The organism is Solicola agrisoli, from assembly GCF_049059935.1.
Classification (GTDB): Bacteria; Actinomycetota; Actinomycetes; order Propionibacteriales; family Nocardioidaceae; genus JAURVT01.
Genome location: NZ_JBMGQR010000033.1, coordinates 26,006 through 43,763, shown reverse-complemented (window position 1 = coordinate 43,763; position 17,758 = coordinate 26,006). Strand labels below are relative to the sequence as shown.

Here is a 17,758-nt window from a genome sequence, read left to right as displayed (position 1 = left end):
GCCACCACCTCGGACCGGATCGTGGTGGCTCAGGCACCGCCGGTGGTGGGCCAGCCACCTGGCGGTGGGTATGCCCCCAGGATCGGCCCGAACGTGGGGCCGTACTCACCGCCGGCCCGAGGTGGACCGCGGTGCCCGGGCCCCAGGACGTCCTCGCCGCCTCTCCCGCGCCCCGGCGGTGCCCTAACCACGACGCGACGGGGCCGGCGCGGTGGGGAGGTGCCTCACCCACCACTTCGGACCGGATCGTGGTGGCTCAGCCACCGCCGGTGGTGGCCCACCCACCTGGCGGTGGGCATGCCCCCAGGATCGGCCCGAACGTGGGGGCATACCCACCGCCGGCCCGAGGGGGACGACCGGGCGGGCTGAAAAGCGGACGACCAGCGCCCCCCTACGCTGCGCCCATGACCGACCACCTCCCGCTCACCGGACGCACCGCGCTCGTCACGGGGGTGAGCCGCAGGCGCGGCATCGGGTTCGCGGTGGCGAGCCGGCTGGCGTCGATGGGGGCCGGCCTGTTCGTGCACCACCACGTCGCCCATGACGCCGACCAGCCGTGGGGCGCCGACGACCTCGACGCGCTGCTGGACGAGCTGCGCGGGCGGCTCGTCGGCGACGCACGCCTCGACCACCTCGGCGTCGACCTCGCCGACCCCGACGCGGCCGACCACCTCGTCGACGCGGCCGCCACCGCGCTCGGCCACCTCGACGTCCTCGTCTGCAACCACGCCCGCAGCGGCGGTGACGGCCCGCTCGCCGACGTCACGGCGGCGATGCTCGACGGCCACTGGCAGGTCAACACCCGCGCGACCCTGCTCCTGACGCGGGCCTTCGCCGCGCAGCACGACGGACGCGACGGGGGCCGCGTCGTCTGGATGACGTCGGGGCAGCAGCTGGGGCCCATGCCCACCGAGATCGCCTACGCGACCTCCAAGGCCGCGCTGGCAGGCGTCACGGCGTCGGTGGCGCACGACCTCGCCGACCGCGGCATCGTCCTCAACACCGTCAACCCCGGCCCGGTCAACACCGGGTACCTCGACGAGCCGCCCGACGGCTCGCCCGAGCTGGCCCGTCTGCGGGCGCTGTTCCCCTCCGGGCGCTTCGGCGAGCCCGACGACCCCGCGCGCCTGATCGCCTGGCTCGTCTCGGACGAGGGTCGCTGGGTGGTCGGGCAGGTGCTCGACACCGAGGGTGGGTTCCGGCGCTGACCGGCCCCGGACATGACGACGCCGACGGCCCCGGGGGAGGAGGACGTCGGCGTCGGTCAGGGTGGCGGCTGCGCCGCGGTCAGGCCGCCAGGTCGGGGTCGGCGATCTTGCGCAGGCGCTGAAGGGCCTCGCGCTCGAGCTGACGGACGCGCTCGGCGGAGATGCCGTGGCGCTTGCCGATGTCGGCGAGCTTGTGCTGGCGCCCGTCGAGCAGGCCGTAGCGCGCCCGGATGATGTCGGCCTCGCGGTCACCGAGGTGGTCGACCAGGCCGGAGAGCCGGTCGCGCGACTCGGTGTCGAGCACGGCCAGGTCGGGTCCGGGCTGCGACTCGCGGGCGACGAGGTCGCCGAGCGAGGTGTCGCCGTCGTCGTCCACCGGGGTGTCGAGGCTGACGTGGTCACGTCCCCACCCGAGCAGGTCGATGACGCGCTCGGTGGTCATGCCCAGCTCCTCGGCGATCTCGGCCGGGTCGGGCTCGTAGCCGAGCTGCCGCTCGAGGTTGCGACGCGCGGCGCCGACCTGGTTGAGCTCCTCGACGACGTGCACCGGGAGGCGCACGACGCGGGCCTGCTGCGCGATGCCGCGCGTGATCGCCTGGCGCACCCACCACGTCGCGTAGGTGGAGAACTTGAAGCCCTTCGCGTAGTCGAACTTCTCGACCGCGCGGATCAGGCCGGTGTTGCCCTCCTGGACGAGGTCGAGCAGCGGCATCTGCGCGCGGCCGTACTTGCGGGCGATCGAGACGACGAGGCGCAGGTTCGCCGTGACGAACTCCTGGATCGCGCGCTCACCGTCCTCGACCATCCACTCGAGCTCCTCCTGCGTGGCGGACTTCGGCGCGCCGCCCTTGCGGCGTCCGATGCGTCCCTCCTCGAGCAGGTGGGCGGCGAGCAGGCCGGCCTCGATGGCCCGGCTGAGCTCGACCTCGCGCTCGGCGTCGAGCAGCGGGGTGCGGGAGATCTCGTCCAGGTACATGCCGACGCTGTCGCGGCCCTCGCTGCGATCGCGTGCACTGGTCCTGGTCCTGGTCGTCGTCGCCATGGGGACCTCCTCCTTCGTCGTCCGACGGCACCCGCGCCGTCTGTAGGTATCAACACACCGCCCCACCCGGGGATTCCGGGCCTCGCGTGGTGTCCGTACCTGCTCTGACGTGCGAGTGGTCGCCGACGTCCCCGCTCTCAGGCAGTTCTTAAAAACTGCCCGGGGAGCGGGGAGCGGGGAACGCGACGGCCGGTCAGCCCGTGGCGCCGCAGACGTCGAGGGTCCAGGCGAGCTCGTAGGCGCGCTCGCGCCACGACTCGTAGCGGCCGCTGACGCCGCCGTGGCCCGCCGACATCTCGGTCTTGAGGATCACCTGGGGGGCGCCGTCGTTGAGCTCGCGCAGCCGGGCCACCCACTTGGTGGGCTCGAGGTACAGCACGCGGGTGTCGTGCAAGCTGCTGACGGCCAGGATCGCCGGGTAGTCGGCCTTCGTGACGTTGTCGTACGGGCTGTAGGAGGCCATGTACGCGTAGACCTCGGGGTCGTGGAGCGGGTCGCCCCACTCGTCCCACTCGATCACCGTGAGGGGCAGCGACGGGTCGAGGATGCTGGTCAGCGCGTCGACGAACGGCACCTGGGCCAGCACGCCGCAGAACGCCTCGGGGGCGAGGTTGGCGACCGCGCCCATCAGCAGGCCACCGGCGCTGGCGCCCTCGGCGACGAGGCGCTCGTGCGAGGTCCACCCCTCGGCGACGAGGTGGCGGGCGCAGGCGACGAAGTCGGTGAAGCTGTTGCGCTTGGTCAGCGTCTTGCCCTGGTCGTACCAGCGGCGGCCCATCTCGCCCCCGCCGCGCACGTGGGCGACGGCGTAGACGACGCCGCGGTCGAGCAGCGAGAGCCGGCCGATGCTGAACGCGGGGTCGATGCTCGTCTCGTACGCGCCGTAGCCGTAGACGACCGCCGGTGCCGAGCCGTCGCGCGGGGTGTCCTTGGCGCAGACCACCGAGATCGGCACGCGCGTGCCGTCGTCGGCGGTGGCCCAGCTGCGGTGCTGCTCGTAGCGGGACGGGTCGAAGTCGCCCAGCACCTGCTGGCGCTTGCGGAGCAGCAGCTCGCCGGTGGCCACCACGTAGTCGTACACGGTCGACGGCGTGACGAACGACGTGTAGCCGACGCGCAGCACGGGCGGGTCCCACTCGGCGTTGCCGCCGAGGCCGATGGAGAACAGCTCCTCGTCCTGCTCGACCTCGTGCGGCTCGCCGAACCCGTCGGCGGTCAGGGGGATGACCTGCAGGCGGCTCAGCGCCTCGCGGCGCAGGCTGAGGACGACCTGCCCGGCGAACGCGTCGACGTCCTCGAGTCGGACGTCCTCGCGGTGCGGGACGAGCGTCGTCCAGCTCGCGCTGCCGGGGGAGGAGACCGGCGCCTGGGCCAGCTCGAAGTTCTCGGCACCGTCGTTGTGGAGCACCAGGAAGACGTCCTCGCCGCCCACCACCGCGTGCTCGACCGAGTACTCGACGCCGTCGCGCCGCGGCTCGACCACGACGAACTCGCCCTCGGGGTCGGACGCCTCGAGCACCCGGTACTCGCTGGTGATCTTCGAGCCCGAGGCGATCATCAGGTACCGGTCGCTGCGGGTGGAGCCGATGCCGGTGAAGAAGCGGTCGTCGGCCTCGTGGAAGACGAGCGCGTCGTCGCCGGTGTCGCCGAGGCGGTGGCGCCAGACCTTGTCGGGACGCCACGCGTCGTCGACGGTCGTGTAGAACAGGTGGCTGCCGCCGCGGGCCCACGTGGCGCCGTAGTGGGCGCCCTCCACGGTGTCGGGCAGCAGCTCGCCGGTGCGCAGGTCCTTGACGCGGATCGTGAAGCGCTCGTCGCCGGTGGTGTCGACGCCGAACGCCAGCAGGTGCCCGTCGTCGGTGACGCTGAACGCGCCGAGCGAGAAGAAGTCGTGGCCCTCGGCCTCGGCGTTGCCATCGAGCAGCACCTGCTCGCCGGGCACTCTCTCGCCCTCGACCACCTCGGGCGGCGTCCAGTCGTCGGCGTCGTCGACGGGGCAGCGGCAGCGGACGGCGTACTGCTCGCCCTCGATCGTGCGGGCGTAGTACCACCAGCCGCCGCGGCGCGACGGCACCGACATGTCCGTCTCCTGCGTGCGGCCCTTGATCTCGCCGAAGATCGTCTCGCGCAGGTCGGCCAGGTGCGCGGTGCGCTCGTCGGCGTACGCGTTCTCGGCCTCGAGGTGGGCGATCGTCGCCGGGTCGTCCTTGGCCCGCAACCACTCGTACGGGTCGCTGACCTCGTCGCCGTGGTGGCTGCGGAGGACGGGGCGCACGGGCGCCACGGGCGGGGTGGGGTCGGTCATGTCGTCACGCTATCGCCGTCAGCCACAGCCGGACGGCCAGCCCGAGGCCGGCGACCGCGATCACCACCCGCAGCAGGTCCTGCGGGGCGCGGCGGACCACGAGCGGTCCGCAGGCGCTGCCGGCCACCAGACCGGCCGCGAGGACCCCCGCGGCGAGCCAGTCGACGTCGGCCACCACGGCGTAGACGACGGCGCCGGCGAGGTTGGCGCCGCCCGTCACCACGTTCTTGACGGCGTTGGTCACCGCCAGCCGCTCGGTGGCCAGCAGCGACAGCACGGCGAGCGCCATGATGCCGGCCCCGGCGCCGAAGTAGCCGCCGTAGACGCCGATCGCCACGAGCGAGACGACGCCTCGCGTCCCCAGCACCCCCGACGGCCGCACCGCCGACCCCTCGGGACGGCGGGCCGCGCGCGCGTCCGCCCAGCGGCGCAGCGGGTCGCGCACCAGGAGCAGGACGGAGCCGAACGCGACCAGGAACGGCACCACGAGCTCGAACACGGACGCCGGCGTCGACAGCAGCAGCGCCGCCCCGGCGAGCCCGCCGACCGCGGCGACGCCCGCCGCCACGAGGGTGCGCCGACCCTGGCCGCGCAACTCGGGGCGGGACGTCGCCGCCGACCCGACGGCCGTCGAGACCATGGCGACGGTGTTGGTGACGTTGGCCGTCACCGGCGCGAGACCGACGGCGAGCAGCGCGGGGTAGGTGAACAGGGAGGCGAGGCCGGCGACCGTGCCCGACAGCCCGCCGAGGAACCCGGCGCCGACGAGCAGCGCCAGGTCGCCGGGCGTCATGCGTCGGTCTCGGACGGCTGCTCGACGGTGCGCGGCTGCAGGTCCGGGTCGTCCACGGAGAAGGTGCGGACCGGGCCGGGGCCGGTGTGCCGGGTCTCGAAGCGGACGGTGACGCGTCCGAGACCTGACCCCCAGACCCAGCCGTCCCCGTGCTCGGCGTGCCGGACGTCGGCGCCGGGGGCCCAGCGCCGCGGGCGGTCGTCGGCGTCCGCGGTCTCGGGCTCCTCGGCGGGGGTCGCGGTGGCGGCCTCCTCGGCCTCGTCCAGCTCGGCGAACAGGTCGTCCTGCACCCAGTCGGCCAGGCCGGACACGCCGACGCCGACCAGTCGCAGCCCGCCCGACACGTCGATCTCGGCGAGCATCCGGCGGGCCGTCCGGGCGAGGACGCGTCGGTCGTCGGTGGGTCCGGCGAGGGTGGACGAGCGGGTGTGGGTCTCGAAGTCGTGGTGGCGGATCTTGAGCGTCACGGTGCGCCCCGACAGCCGGGCCTTGGCCAGGCGCTCGCCCACGCGGCCGGCCATCCGGTCCACCACCGCCGCCAGCACCGCGGGGTCGGTGATGTCGGTCTCGAAGGTGTCCTCGACGCTCACCGACTTGGCCTCGCGCGCGGAGACGACCTCGCGGTGGTCGACGCCGCGGCACAGGGCGTGCAGCGAGGTGCCGTGCGCCGTCCCCAGCACGGACGTCAGCTCGGTGACGTCGGCGGCCTGCAGGTCGCCGACGGTGCGCAGCCCGAGCCGCCGGAGCCGCTCGGTGGTCGCCGGACCCACCCCCGGGATCGCGGAGACCGACATGGGCGCGAGGACGTCGACCTCGGTGCCGGGCTCGACGACGTGGAGCCCGTCTGGCTTGTCGATCTCGCTCGCGATCTTGGCCATCAGCTTCGACGACGCGATGCCCACCGAGGCCGTCAGGCCGCCGGTGAGCCGGCTGATGTCGCTCCGCACCTCCTCGGCGAGGGCGCGGACGGTGTCGACGTCGACCGCGGTGCCACCGGCCGCGAGGTCCACGAACGCCTCGTCCAGGGACAGGGGCTCCACCAGGGGCGACACCTCGCGCAGCCGGGCCATGACGATCCGGCTGCTCTCGCGGTAGGCGTCGAAGCGGCCGGACAGGAACGCCGCGTGGGGGCACCGCGCCCTCGCCTCCACCGTCCGCATCGCCGACCGGACGCCGAAGACGCGCGCCTCGTAGGACGCCGTGGACACGACACCGCGGCCGGTGGTGCCGCCGACGACCACGGGCCGCCCCCGCAGGGAGGGCTTGTCGCGCTGCTCGACCGCGGCGAAGAACGCGTCCAGGTCCAGGTGCATCACGCTCGCCTGGGCCCGCATGGCGTCCATTCTCGCCTGCGTGGCCCGCGGCTGTGGACGGGGAGCGGCCGGAACGCCCGACGCCCGTGTCGGCCGCGACCCGACCTGTGCACCGACGGTCCGGACGGTCGGCGCGGACCCACCCTGCAGGCATGACCCCCTCGCCACCGGGCGCACCCGGCCCCGCCCACCACCCCGCCCACCACCCCGACGGCCCCACCGACACCGTCCTGCGTCCACGCAGCCTGGCCGACCTCGTGACCGTCGTGCCCGTCATGCTCGGCTTCCACCCCGAGCACTCGCTCGTCGCGGTGTGCGTCCACGGCCCCCGGCACCGGCTCGGGATGACCGTCCGGGTCGACCTGCCGCCCGAGGAGCACGCCGACGAGCTCGCCGACCAGGTGGCCGGGCACGTCGCACGCCAGGAGCCCGACGGCGTCCTGCTCCTGGCGTTCGCCGACACCGACGCCGCAGCCGCCCCTCTGCTCCTGTCGCTCCGCTCGCGCCTGGCCGACGCCGACGTCGACGTGCTGGAGGCGGCCCGCGCCGACGGCGTCCGCGTCGTGTCCTACACGTGCGTCGACGACACGTGCTGCCCCGGCGACGGCACGCCCTACGACCGGGTGGGCGGGGCGCTCATGGCCGAGGCGGTGCTGGCCGGGCACGAGGTGCTGCCGGGGCGCGACGCGCTCGTCGAGCGGTTCGCGCCGGTCGAGGGCGAGCGGGCCCTGGGGGTGGCGTCCGAGACCGAGCACGTGCGCGACGAGGTCCGCAGGCTGGGCGCCGGCCTGCGGCACCCGGCGGGCGATCCCGTCGTCGTGCGGACGGGGTGGCAGGCGTGCCTCGACGCCGTCACGCGCGCGACGGGCCTCGACGGCCCGGTGCTCGACGACCACGACGTCGCCGTGCTGTCGGTCTGGACCGCCACGGTCGTCGTCCGCGACCTGCTCTGGACCGACATCACCCGCGAGAGCGCCCGCGAGCAGCTGGCGCTGTGGCGCGAGGTCGGACGGCGCGCGGTCGAGCCCGCCCGCCCACCGGCGCTGTCGCTCGCCGGCTTCGCGGCCTGGATGTGCGGCGACGGCGCGCAGGCCATGACGGCCCTCGAGGCGGCCCTGGCGGTCGACCCCGGCTACTCGATGGCGCTGCTGCTGCACTCGGCGGTCTCCGGCGGCATCGACCCGCGGCGCTGGCCCGCCATGACCCAGGAGGAGGTGGTGCGCACCGTCCCGGGCCTGGGGTGATCGACACGTGACAGCCGCCACGCGTCACGCCAGGATGGGCGGCGTGGAGCCCAAGGTCGACCACAAGCGCGCCATCGGCGCCTACCGCGCGAGGCAGGGGGTGCTCGACGTCGTCGAGGTGCCCGACCTGCAGTACCTGATGATCGACGGGCACGGAGACCCGAACACCGGCGCCTTCACCGAGGCCGTCGGGGCGCTGTTCCCGGTCGCGTACACGCTCAAGTTCGCCGGCAAGAGGGACCTCGGGCGCGACCACGTCGTGATGCCGCTCGAGGGCCTGTGGTGGGCCGACGACCTGGACGCCTTCACCTCGGCTCGTGACAAGGCGCGCTGGGACTGGACCCTGATGGTGATGGTCCCGGACTGGGTCGGCCCGGAGATGTTCGACGCCGCCGTCGAGCAGGTGGCGCGCAGGCGCGACCCGTCCCGCCTGGGGGACGTGCGGCTGGCGCCGCTGTCCGAGGGCCTGTGCGTGCAGACGCTCCACGTGGGCTCGTTCGACGACGAGGGACCCGTCCTGGAGCGCCTGCACCACGAGTTCGTCCCCGCCCACGGCCTGCGGCCCACGGGGCGCCACCACGAGGTCTACCTCAGCGACGTGCGGCGCACGGCACCGGACAGGCTGCGGACGATCCTGCGCCAGCCGGTGATCCGGACCGGGACGCCCTAGGTTGGTGCGCAGCGTCGCCGGGTGACGGTGGCCGAGCAGAGCAAGGGGAGGGTCCGATGGGCCAGGAGGTCGAGCACCGGGAGTTCACCCGGGAGGACCGCACCAGGTACCGCGAGAAGGTGCGGATGTGCCTGGACGTCCTGGCACGGATGCTGAGCGGGTCCGAGTTCGACGTCGACCGGCCGATGACCGGCATCGAGATCGAGTTCAACCTCACCGACGACCGTGCCGAGCCCGCGCTGAAGAACGCCGAGGCGCTCGACGCGATCGCCGACGAGGACTTCCAGACCGAGCTCGGCCAGTTCAACATCGAGATCAACGTGCCGCCGCGTCGCCTGGACGACGGCGGGTTCGGCGCCTTCGAGAAGACGCTGCGCGACGACCTGAACGAGGCGCAGTCCAAGGCCGCCGGCGTCGGGGCCCACCTCGTGATGGTGGGCATCCTGCCCACGCTGCGCGAGGGACACATGACCAGTGCGACGCTGTCGGCCAACCCGCGCTACGCCCTGCTGTCCGAGCAGATCCTGGCGGCGCGGGGCGAGGACATCTCGATCAGCATCGACGGCGTCGACCGGCTGCGCACCACCGCCGACACGATCATCCCCGAGGCCGCGTGCACGAGCACCCAGCTGCACCGGCAGGTCGGCCCCGACGAGTTCGCGAGCCACTGGAACGCGTCGCAGGCGATCGCCGGGGTCCAGCTCGCGCTCGGTGCCAACTCGCCGTTCTGCCTGGGCCGCCAGCTGTGGCACGAGACGCGCATCCCGCTGTTCGAGCAGGCCACCGACACCCGCAGCGAGGAGCTCGAGGCGCAGGGCGTGCGCCCCCGGGTCTGGTTCGGCGAGCGCTGGATCACCTCGATCTTCGACCTGTTCGAGGAGAACGTCCGCTACTTCCCGGCGCTGCTGCCGATCCTCGACGACGAGGACCCCCGCGAGGTGCTCGACGCCGGCGGTACGCCCCGGCTGAACGAGCTGTCGCTCCACAACGGCACCGTCTACCGCTGGAACCGGCCCATCTACGACGTCTCCCAGGGCCGGCCGCACCTGCGCGTCGAGAACCGGGTGCTCCCGGCCGGGCCCACGGTCGTCGACACCCTGGCCAACGCCGCGTTCTACTTCGGCGTCACCCAGGCGCTGGTGGACGCCGACCGTCCGCTGTGGTCGCAGATGTCGTTCAGCGCCGCCGAGGAGAACTTCCACATCGCGGCGCGCGACGGGATCGACGCCCAGCTGTTCTGGCCGGGCCTGGGCTCGGTGCCGGCCACCGAGCTGGCACTGCGCCGGCTCCTCCCGCTCGCGCACCGCGGCCTCGACTCGCTGTCGGTCGACCCCGCCGAGCGCGACCGGCTGCTCGGCATCATCGAGCAGCGGTGCCTGACCGGTCGCAACGGGTCCACCTGGCTGATCCAGCGCTTCGAGCGGCTGCACCGCGGGGGAGCGGTCGACCGTCACGAGGCGCTGCGCCGCACCACCGAGGCCTACGCCGAGCGCATGCACGCCAACGACCCTGTGCATACCTGGGACTGAGTGCACACCCGGGACCGAGCGCGCCGCGCGTCCCGGTCTAGCCGGGGCGCCGACGCGGTCGTACCGCCGTGCCCTGCGGGGCCGCGGCGCCCGTCACCGGGCCGCGCTCACGCAGCCGCTTCCACGTCCGGTGGCCGCCTGTGGGGTGGCAGCGCCAGCCCGACCGCGTCAGCACCACGAGGGGCGGCACCGGGCGGTCCGTCAGGCTCGACGCCCGGGCCAGCGCCGCCCTCCAGGCGAGGTCGGGCTCGAGGACCTCGTTCGGCCCGCTGCGCGTCCAGGTGGCGAGCAGCGGCCCCTCGCCGGCACCGGCGAGCAGCGCGTGCACCACGTCCGCCCGCAGGCCGCGGTCGGCGGGGGCGTCGTCGGGAGTCGGCTCCCACCAGCACCGGTCGGCCACCTCGGCCGGATGCAGCCCGACGTCCGCGAGGCCCACCATGGCCACGCGCTCGCCGCCTGCGCGCCCCGTCGCCCTGAGCGCCAGCACCCGGTGCCGGACGAACGTGTCGGCGGCCCGGGGATCGAGCCCCGGCACCTGCGGTCGTACCCGTGGCACCTGCACCTCCCTGCTCGACCGACACCCCCGCGGTCGCGGAGGCTCGCCGACCAGCATGGGTCCCGCGGAGGCGTCGTGACGGCTGTCCACAGGACAGGTCGTGGATGGTGTCCGAGATGGCCTAGGGTTGCTCCCGCCGCACCGCTCGAGCCAGTCCCGTCACGGGCCGGTGCGCCTGAACCAGGAGGAGACCCCCATGGGCACCATCGTCGTCGGATACGTCCCCAAGCCCGAGGGTGACGCCGCGCTCACGCGTGCGACCGAGGAGGCCAAGCTGCGCGGGTCGCGGCTCGTCGTGGTCAACTCCCACCGCGGTGGGCGCGACTTCGACCGCGAGGACGCCCTCGAGACCGAGCAGCAGCTGCAGGACGTCCGCGACCGCCTCAAGGACTCCGGCGTCGAGCACGAGATCCGCCAGCTGGTGCGCGGCATGGACCCCGCCGACGACCTGATCCGGGTCGCCGACGACGTCGCCGCCGACTTCATCGTCATCGGCCTGCGTCGGCGCTCGCCGGTCGGCAAGCTGATCCTGGGCAGCAACGCCCAGCGCGTCCTGCTGGACTCGCCCTGCCCGGTCCTGGCGGTCAAGTCCGCCTGACATCCCTGCCATCGCAGGGACGGCCGCGGCCACGGGGAGCCGCATGTGCGTGACCCCCAGGTGCGTGGCACACTGGGACCGGTGCGGTTGACCTGAGCGGGTCCTGCCGCGCCCATGCACCAAAATCGAGGGCTCGGCGTGCACGAGCCAAGGGGAGTCGCCACGTGGTTTCTACGCCTGAGAGCTCGACGGTCAAGGCTGTCCTCGCCGCTGCGGGTGGACGCACGACCGTCAAGGCGGAGGTTCCCGAGACCGCCAAGAAGGCGGCCCCGAAGAAGACGGCACGGGCCAAGAAGGCCCCGGCCAACGGCAAGGCCTCCACCGCGGCCGCGGTCGTCGAGACCGTCCAGGTCGACGCCGAGGGCAAGAAGGTCCTGCCCGACATCCCCGACGCGGAGTTCGAGAAGGACCTCAAGACCGACCCCACGCTGGTCGAGGACGAGAAGTCCAGCTTCACGCTGTCGAACGCCGACGAGACCGACGAGCCCGTCCAGCAGGTCATGGTGGCCGGCGCCACCGCCGACCCGGTCAAGGACTACCTCAAGCAGATCGGCAAGGTCTCCCTGCTGAACGCCGGGCAGGAGGTGGAGCTCGCCAAGCGCATCGAGGCCGGCCTGTTCTCCGAGGAGCGTCTCGCGGGCGACAAGAAGCAGACCCCCAAGGTCCGCGAGGAGCTCGAGTGGATCGTCGAGGACGGTCGCCGCGCCAAGAACCACCTGCTCGAGGCCAACCTGCGCCTCGTGGTCTCCCTGGCCAAGCGCTACACCGGTCGCGGCATGCTCTTCCTGGACCTGATCCAGGAGGGCAACCTCGGCCTGATCCGCGCGGTCGAGAAGTTCGACTACACCAAGGGCTTCAAGTTCTCGACGTACGCGACGTGGTGGATCCGCCAGGCGATCACCCGCGCCATGGCCGACCAGGCCCGCACCATCCGCATCCCGGTGCACATGGTCGAGGTGATCAACAAGCTCGCCCGCGTCCAGCGCCAGATGCTGCAGGACCTCGGCCGCGAGCCCACCCCCGAGGAGCTCGCCGTCGAGCTCGACATGACGCCCGAGAAGGTCGTCGAGGTCCAGAAGTACGGCCGTGAGCCCATCAGCCTGCACACCCCCCTGGGTGAGGACGGCGACTCCGAGTTCGGCGACCTGATCGAGGACTCCGAGGCCATCGTCCCGGCCGACGCGGTCTCGTTCACGCTGCTGCAGGAGCAGCTGCACGCGGTGCTCGACACGCTGTCCGAGCGCGAGGCCGGCGTGGTCTCCATGCGCTTCGGGCTCACCGACGGCCAGCCCAAGACGCTCGACGAGATCGGCAAGGTCTACGGCGTCACGCGCGAGCGGATCCGCCAGATCGAGTCCAAGACCATGTCGAAGCTGCGCCACCCGTCGCGGTCGCAGGTCCTGCGCGACTACCTCGACTAGGTCGTCGACCGGGCGCAGCCCGGTGCAGGGCGACCGCGCCCTGCGCGAGGGCGCCGTCCGCGACGACTCCTGAGGCTCACCACGCGCCCGTACGCTGGGGTCATGTCGCAGCCGGTGAACGCTCGGGGACGCGGGGTCGTCGCCACCACGATGGGCTCGGCCGTGCCGGTGCTCGTCCTCGTCGCGCTGATGTGGGCGGTGGAGGCCGTCGACACCCTGCCCGGCACGAACTTCGACGCCAACGGCATCTACCCGCGCGCCGAGTCCGGGCTGTTCGGCATCGTCGCCTCCCCGTTCCTGCACGCCGACTTCTCGCACCTGATCGCCAACACGGGCGCGTTCGTCGTGATGGGGATCCTGATCGCGGTCACCACGCGCCACTTCTGGGCCGCGACGATCGGCATCGCGCTGTTCGGCGGGCTCGGCACCTGGCTGATCGCCACCCCCGGCACGATCCACATCGGCGCGAGCGGCGTCGTCTACGGGTACGCCGCGTTCCTGGTCACCTGGGGGCTGCTGGCCCGGCGGCTGCTCAACATCGCCGTCGCGGTGGCCGTCGCCGTCCTCTACGGCGGCATCGTCTGGGGCGTGCTCCCCGGTCAGCCGGGCATCTCCTGGCAGGGCCACCTCTGCGGCGCGCTCGCGGGGGTCCTGATGGCCTGGTGGCTGTCGCGCGGCCTCACCCGTTCGCGGTTCCGCGCGGTCTGAGACGACGGTCACGCGCGCACCGGTCCCGCGGGTGGATGTGAGAGCGTGACGAGCGTGTGTCCCGATCCGGTCGACCTCGCCGCGGCCCCGCGCGTCCTGATCGCCGAGGCGATCGAGGCGTACGGCCGGCACGCCACGATCGACACCTGCCTCGCGACGCTCGAGGGGATGCTGGACTTCGACCGCCTGCCCGTGCCGCTGACGTTCCTGGCCGGCGACAGCGCCATCTACCAGATGGAGCGCGGCCACCTCGAGGAGCGCGTCCAGACGCACTGGCCGCGCACCTGGGGAGCGCGCGGACTGCTCTACGTCTGGGAGGACTACGCCGAGCCCGTGGTGGTCGCGGCGCTGCACGACGACCACTGGCGCGTGCGCGAGATGGCGGCCAAGGTCGTCCTCCACCACGAGGTCGGGTCGGCGGCCGAGGCGCTGCTCGACCTGATCGCCGACGAGGAGCCGCGCGTGCAGGTGGCGGCGATCCGAGCCAGCGGCTCGGTGGGGGAGTCCGAGCACGTCGCCGCGCTCGACTCCCTGGTCACGCGCGACACCAAGGTGCGCGTCGCGGCCAGCACGGCCGTCCGCACGCTGCGGCGCCGGCTCGACCTCGTCTCGTCCTGACCGGTCAGGTCAGGACCAGCACGCCGACGAGCCACAAGCCGGCCGACAGCAGCGACCCGGCCAGCTCGACCAGGATCGACAGGCCGGTGGCCCGCAGGGCGTGGACGGTGGCGTCCCAGGCCGCCCGTCCGTCGCGCAGCCGGGCGCGCTCGTGTGCCCAGACGCCGAGCGGGAACCCCAGGAACAGGCCGACGACCGGGACCACGAAGAACCCGACCACGCCGACCACCCCGCCCGCGACCAGGGCCCGCCCCGGCACCCCGGCGCGCGTGAGGCGGCGTCCGGGCCAGGCCAGCTTGACCACGAAGGCGCCCACGGTGAGCACCGTGGCGCCGGCGAGGACCCACCATCCGGCGGCCTCCCCGGTGGCGAACGCCCAGACGGCGATGGCGGCCCAGACCAGGGCGGCCCCGGGCAGGACCGGGACGAGGATGCCGACGAGCCCCACGAGGACCACCAGGCCCACGACGACCTCGCCCGTCACGCTCACGACCTCATCATGCCCCGGACGCACGACGACCCCGGACCTGGCGGCCCAGGGTCGTGCGTGGATGCGGTGGGACGGGTGGTCAGCGCCCGTCGTCGTCGGCGATGTGCGGGGTCTGCTCGAGCTTGCCGGACTCGTCGTGGATGGTCACCGCGATCTCGCGGAGCTTGTCCTCGTGCTTGCGCGCGTGGTGCGCGCAGAACAGCAGCTCACCACCGCCCGCGAGCTCGGCACGGACGTAGGCCTGTGCTCCACAACGGTCGCAGCGGTCGCTGGCGTTGAGGGCAGCAGGTGGGGCAACGGTCGTCGTCACGTCTGACCTCTTCTCCTGGAAATGCAGTGGACTGGTGGCCACGACTTCCTCAACATCCAACCACGCACCGATCATCCCGGTCCGCCTCTATGACCCACGACACGGGCCGGAGACCGGGACGACCTCGCACCTGGAGCCGCGGGAGCCGTCCGTACCGACCGTACCGGCCGATGCCTCATCATCCCCCAGTCCGGGCCGTCGCGCCGCTCATCCCACGGATCGGCGGGCGTGTCCCGCGGCACCGTCGGCGGCGGACGGTAGATTCAGCAGGCACCGGACCACCGCCGCACGCCCGAGGGAGCACCGCCATCGCCACCGCCTACGACGCCCGCAACCTCCTCGTCCTCGAGGGGCTCGAGGCCGTCCGCAAGCGTCCCGGCATGTACGTCGGGTCCACCGACACCCGCGGGCTCATGCACTGCCTGTGGGAGATCATCGACAACTCGGTCGACGAGGCGCTGTCGCAGCACGGCGACGCCATCGAGGTCGTCCTGCACCCCGACGACTCGGTCGAGGTGCTCGACAACGGCCGTGGCGTCCCGGTCGACATCGAGCCCAAGACCGGGCTGACGGGCGTCGAGGTCGTCTACACCAAGCTGCACGCGGGCGGGAAGTTCGGCGGCGGCTCGTACGTCGCCACCGGCGGCCTGCACGGCGTGGGCGCGTCCGTGGTCAACGCGCTGTCGTCGCGCCTGGACGTCCAGGTCGACAAGGGCGGCGCCACGTGGGCGATGTCGTTCCGGCGCGGTGTCCCGGGGGTCTTCGACGGCGACGGCCCCGACGCGCCGTTCACGCCCGACAACACCCTGCACAAGGTCGGCCGCGTCAAGAAGACCGTCACCGGCACCCGCGTCCGCTACTGGGCCGACCCGCAGATCTTCATCAAGGGCGCCGAGTTCTCCTACGAGGAGCTGGTCGGTCGCGCCCGCCAGACCTCGTTCCTGGTGCCCGGCCTCGAGCTCGTCATCCGCGACCACCGCGGCCCCGAGGGTCGCGAGGAGAAGTTCCGGCACGACGGCGGCATCACCGAGTTCTGCGAGTTCCTCGCCACCGACGAGCCCGTCACCGACGTCGTCCGCCTCCAGGGCACCGGATCGTTCGTGGAGACCGTGCCCATGCTCGACGACGCCGGCCACATGACGCCGCAGGACGTCGAGCGCGACCTCGGCGTCGACGTCGCCGTCCGCTGGGGCACCGGGTACGAGAACCACGTCCGCAGCTTCGTCAACATCATCGCCACGCCCAAGGGCGGCACCCACGTCAACGGCTTCGAGCGGGCGCTCACCAAGACGCTCAACGACGTGCTCGGCCAGACCAAGCTGACCAAGGCCACCGACCCCGACGTGATCAAGGACGACGTGCTCGAGGGCATCACCGCCGTCGTCACCGTCCGGCTGGCCGAGCCGCAGTTCGAGGGCCAGACCAAGGAGGTGCTGGGCACGCCGGCGGTCACCAAGATCGTCAACCAGGTGGTGGCCCGCGAGCTCAAGGCGTTCCTCACCTCCACCCGCACCGCGCAGAAGGCCCAGGCCCGCCAGGTGCTCGAGAAGGTCATCGCGGCGGCGCGCACCCGCGTCCTGGCCCGTCAGCAGCGCGACACCCAGCGCCGCAAGAACGCGCTGGAGTCGTCGGCGCTGCCGGCCAAGCTGGCCGACTGCCGCAGCAACGACGTCGACCGCGGCGAGCTGTTCATCGTCGAGGGCGACTCCGCGCTGGGCACCGCCAAGACGGCCCGCGACTCGGAGTTCCAGGCACTGCTGCCCATCCGCGGCAAGATCCTCAACGTCCAGAAGGCCTCCGTGGCCGACATGCTGAAGAACGTCGAGTGCGCGTCGATCATCCAGGTGGTCGGCGCCGGGTCGGGTCGCACGTTCGACCTCGACGCCCGCCGCTACGGCCGGATCATCTTCATGGCCGACGCCGACTCCGACGGCGCCCACATCCGCTGCCTGCTCGCCACGCTGTTCTTCCGGTACATGCCCGAGCTGGTGCAGGCCGGGCGCGTCTACACCGCCGTGCCCCCGCTGCACCGGATCGAGCTGACCAACCCTCGCAAGGGCCAGGACAAGTACGTCTACACCCACTCCGACACCGAGCTGCAGCGTCGCCTCGCCGAGCTGCGCAAGAAGAACCTGCGCTGGAAGGACCCCATCCAGCGCTACAAGGGCCTGGGCGAGATGAGCTCGGGCCAGCTGCGCGAGACCACGATGGACCCCCGGCAGCGCACCCTGCGCCGGCTCACCGTCGACGACGCCGAGCAGGCGAGCAGCGTCTTCGAGCTGCTCATGGGCAACGAGGTCGCCCCGCGCAAGGACTTCATCGTCGCCAACGGTGAGCGCATCGGCGACGACGAGCTCGACTACTGAGGCCGGCGACGGCGCCCCGGTCCGGGCGCCGTCGCGGCGACGGTCAGACGACCTGCTCGAGCAGGCCGGAGTCGACGTCGTAGAGGAACCCGCCCACGACCACCGAGTCGGAGATGAGCGGGTGGGCGTGGACCTTGTGGACCTCGTCGGCGATGTCGGCGCGCTGGTCGGTGATGACGCCCAGCGTCATCCACGACGCGTCCCTGCCCGAGGCCTCGGTGAGGCGGTCGCGCAGCTCGACCTCGGTGCCCGACGCCATCGCGCAGCGCGTGTGCTGGACGACCATGACGCGCTCGACCCCGAGCAGGTTGGCGCCGAGGGTGAGCGCGACCAGCACCTGGTCGGTGACGCGTCCGCCGGGGTTGCGCAGGATCTTGGCGTCGCCCGGCTTCAGGCCGATCATGCCGAGCGGGTCGATCCGGGAGTCCATGCAGGTCACCATGGCGACGCCCGCGCGGGCGACGCCGTCGAAGCCGGCGAGGTCGAAGTGGTCGGCGAAGGTCCGGTTGGCCTGGAGCAGGTCGTCGAAGTCGTGCGTCGAGTCGGTCACGGCGACACCGTACCGACGGCCGGCGGCTCGCGCGCGT

17 protein-coding genes are annotated in these 17,758 nt (G+C 72.9%); 9 read left to right on the top strand and 8 right to left on the bottom strand.

Annotation, left to right across the window (positions count from 1 at the left end; all coding sequences use genetic code 11):
- The first annotated feature begins 404 nt into the window (after positions 1–404).
- Positions 405–1,208, top strand: a complete 804-nt coding sequence (locus ACI6PP_RS13000; RefSeq protein WP_421112017.1) for an SDR family oxidoreductase — start codon at positions 405–407, stop codon at positions 1,206–1,208.
- Positions 1,209–1,287: 79 nt separating this feature from the next.
- On the opposite strand, the gene ACI6PP_RS12995 is transcribed toward ACI6PP_RS13000, so the two are convergent.
- From ACI6PP_RS12995 to ACI6PP_RS12980, 4 genes are all read right to left on the bottom strand, one after another.
- Positions 1,288–2,250 (bottom strand): sigma-70 family RNA polymerase sigma factor, encoded by a 963-nt coding sequence (locus ACI6PP_RS12995; RefSeq protein WP_421112016.1) that lies wholly within the window; start codon positions 2,248–2,250, stop codon positions 1,288–1,290.
- Between the two features lie 193 nt (positions 2,251–2,443).
- Positions 2,444–4,555 (bottom strand): S9 family peptidase, encoded by a 2,112-nt coding sequence (locus ACI6PP_RS12990; RefSeq protein ID WP_421112015.1) that lies wholly within the window; start codon positions 4,553–4,555, stop codon positions 2,444–2,446.
- A 4-nt stretch (positions 4,556–4,559) separates the two neighbouring features.
- Positions 4,560–5,348, bottom strand: coding sequence for a sulfite exporter TauE/SafE family protein (locus ACI6PP_RS12985; protein WP_421112014.1), 789 nt, complete (start codon positions 5,346–5,348; stop codon positions 4,560–4,562).
- A complete protein-coding gene (locus ACI6PP_RS12980; protein WP_421112013.1) occupies positions 5,345–6,682 on the bottom strand; it encodes a DNA polymerase IV in 1,338 nt (445 codons plus the stop codon). Before ACI6PP_RS12980 ends, ACI6PP_RS12985 begins: the two co-directional genes overlap by 4 nt.
- Before the next feature lie 131 nt (positions 6,683–6,813).
- Between ACI6PP_RS12980 and ACI6PP_RS12975 the strand changes: the two genes are divergently transcribed.
- Genes ACI6PP_RS12975 through ACI6PP_RS12965 form a run of 3 tightly spaced genes read left to right on the top strand, consistent with a single transcriptional unit; the run spans position 6,814 to position 10,104 of the window.
- A complete protein-coding gene (locus tag ACI6PP_RS12975; protein ID WP_421112012.1) occupies positions 6,814–7,905 on the top strand; it encodes a DUF4192 domain-containing protein in 1,092 nt (363 codons plus the stop codon).
- A gap of 43 nt (positions 7,906–7,948) precedes the next feature.
- Positions 7,949–8,575, top strand: a complete 627-nt coding sequence (locus tag ACI6PP_RS12970; protein WP_421112011.1) for a GyrI-like domain-containing protein — start codon at positions 7,949–7,951, stop codon at positions 8,573–8,575.
- A 56-nt stretch (positions 8,576–8,631) separates the two neighbouring features.
- Complete coding sequence (locus ACI6PP_RS12965; RefSeq protein WP_421112010.1) at positions 8,632–10,104, top strand: glutamate-cysteine ligase family protein; 1,473 nt, start codon at positions 8,632–8,634, stop codon at positions 10,102–10,104.
- Between the two features lie 37 nt (positions 10,105–10,141).
- On the opposite strand, the gene ACI6PP_RS12960 is transcribed toward ACI6PP_RS12965, so the two are convergent.
- Positions 10,142–10,660, bottom strand: a complete 519-nt coding sequence (locus ACI6PP_RS12960) for a hypothetical protein (RefSeq protein WP_421112009.1) — start codon at positions 10,658–10,660, stop codon at positions 10,142–10,144.
- Positions 10,661–10,856: 196 nt separating this feature from the next.
- On the opposite strand from ACI6PP_RS12960, the gene ACI6PP_RS12955 reads away from it, so the two are divergent.
- The 4 genes from ACI6PP_RS12955 to ACI6PP_RS12940 all read left to right on the top strand — a co-directional run bounded on the left by ACI6PP_RS12955 (position 10,857) and on the right by ACI6PP_RS12940 (position 14,005).
- On the top strand, positions 10,857–11,258 hold the full coding sequence (locus ACI6PP_RS12955; protein WP_421112008.1) for a universal stress protein: 402 nt from the start codon (positions 10,857–10,859) through the stop codon (positions 11,256–11,258).
- A 92-nt stretch (positions 11,259–11,350) separates the two neighbouring features.
- Positions 11,351–12,679, top strand: coding sequence for an RNA polymerase sigma factor (locus ACI6PP_RS12950; RefSeq protein WP_421112020.1), 1,329 nt, complete (start codon positions 11,351–11,353; stop codon positions 12,677–12,679).
- Positions 12,680–12,781: 102 nt separating this feature from the next.
- On the top strand, positions 12,782–13,387 hold the full coding sequence (locus ACI6PP_RS12945) for a rhomboid family intramembrane serine protease (RefSeq protein ID WP_421112007.1): 606 nt from the start codon (positions 12,782–12,784) through the stop codon (positions 13,385–13,387).
- Positions 13,388–13,441: 54 nt separating this feature from the next.
- Positions 13,442–14,005, top strand: a complete 564-nt coding sequence (locus ACI6PP_RS12940) for a HEAT repeat domain-containing protein (protein WP_421112006.1) — start codon at positions 13,442–13,444, stop codon at positions 14,003–14,005.
- Between the two features lie 4 nt (positions 14,006–14,009).
- Here the strand turns inward: ACI6PP_RS12940 and ACI6PP_RS12935 are convergent, their stop codons facing one another.
- Both ACI6PP_RS12935 and ACI6PP_RS12930 read right to left on the bottom strand, forming a co-directional pair.
- Positions 14,010–14,558, bottom strand: coding sequence for a DUF456 domain-containing protein (locus ACI6PP_RS12935; RefSeq protein ID WP_421112019.1), 549 nt, complete (start codon positions 14,556–14,558; stop codon positions 14,010–14,012).
- A 16-nt stretch (positions 14,559–14,574) separates the two neighbouring features.
- Positions 14,575–14,805, bottom strand: coding sequence for a DUF7455 domain-containing protein (locus tag ACI6PP_RS12930; RefSeq protein WP_421112005.1), 231 nt, complete (start codon positions 14,803–14,805; stop codon positions 14,575–14,577).
- A 170-nt stretch (positions 14,806–14,975) separates the two neighbouring features.
- On the opposite strand from ACI6PP_RS12930, the gene ACI6PP_RS12925 reads away from it, so the two are divergent.
- Positions 14,976–17,171: a DNA gyrase/topoisomerase IV subunit B gene (locus tag ACI6PP_RS12925; protein ID WP_421112004.1), complete on the top strand. Its 2,196-nt coding sequence runs from the start codon at positions 14,976–14,978 to the stop codon at positions 17,169–17,171.
- Positions 17,172–17,214: 43 nt separating this feature from the next.
- Here ACI6PP_RS12925 and ACI6PP_RS12920 read toward each other — a convergent pair whose 3' ends face one another.
- Entirely contained in the window at positions 17,215–17,721 is a 507-nt protein-coding gene (locus ACI6PP_RS12920) for a beta-class carbonic anhydrase (protein WP_421112003.1), read from the bottom strand.
- Between the last annotated feature and the right edge of the window lie 37 nt (positions 17,722–17,758).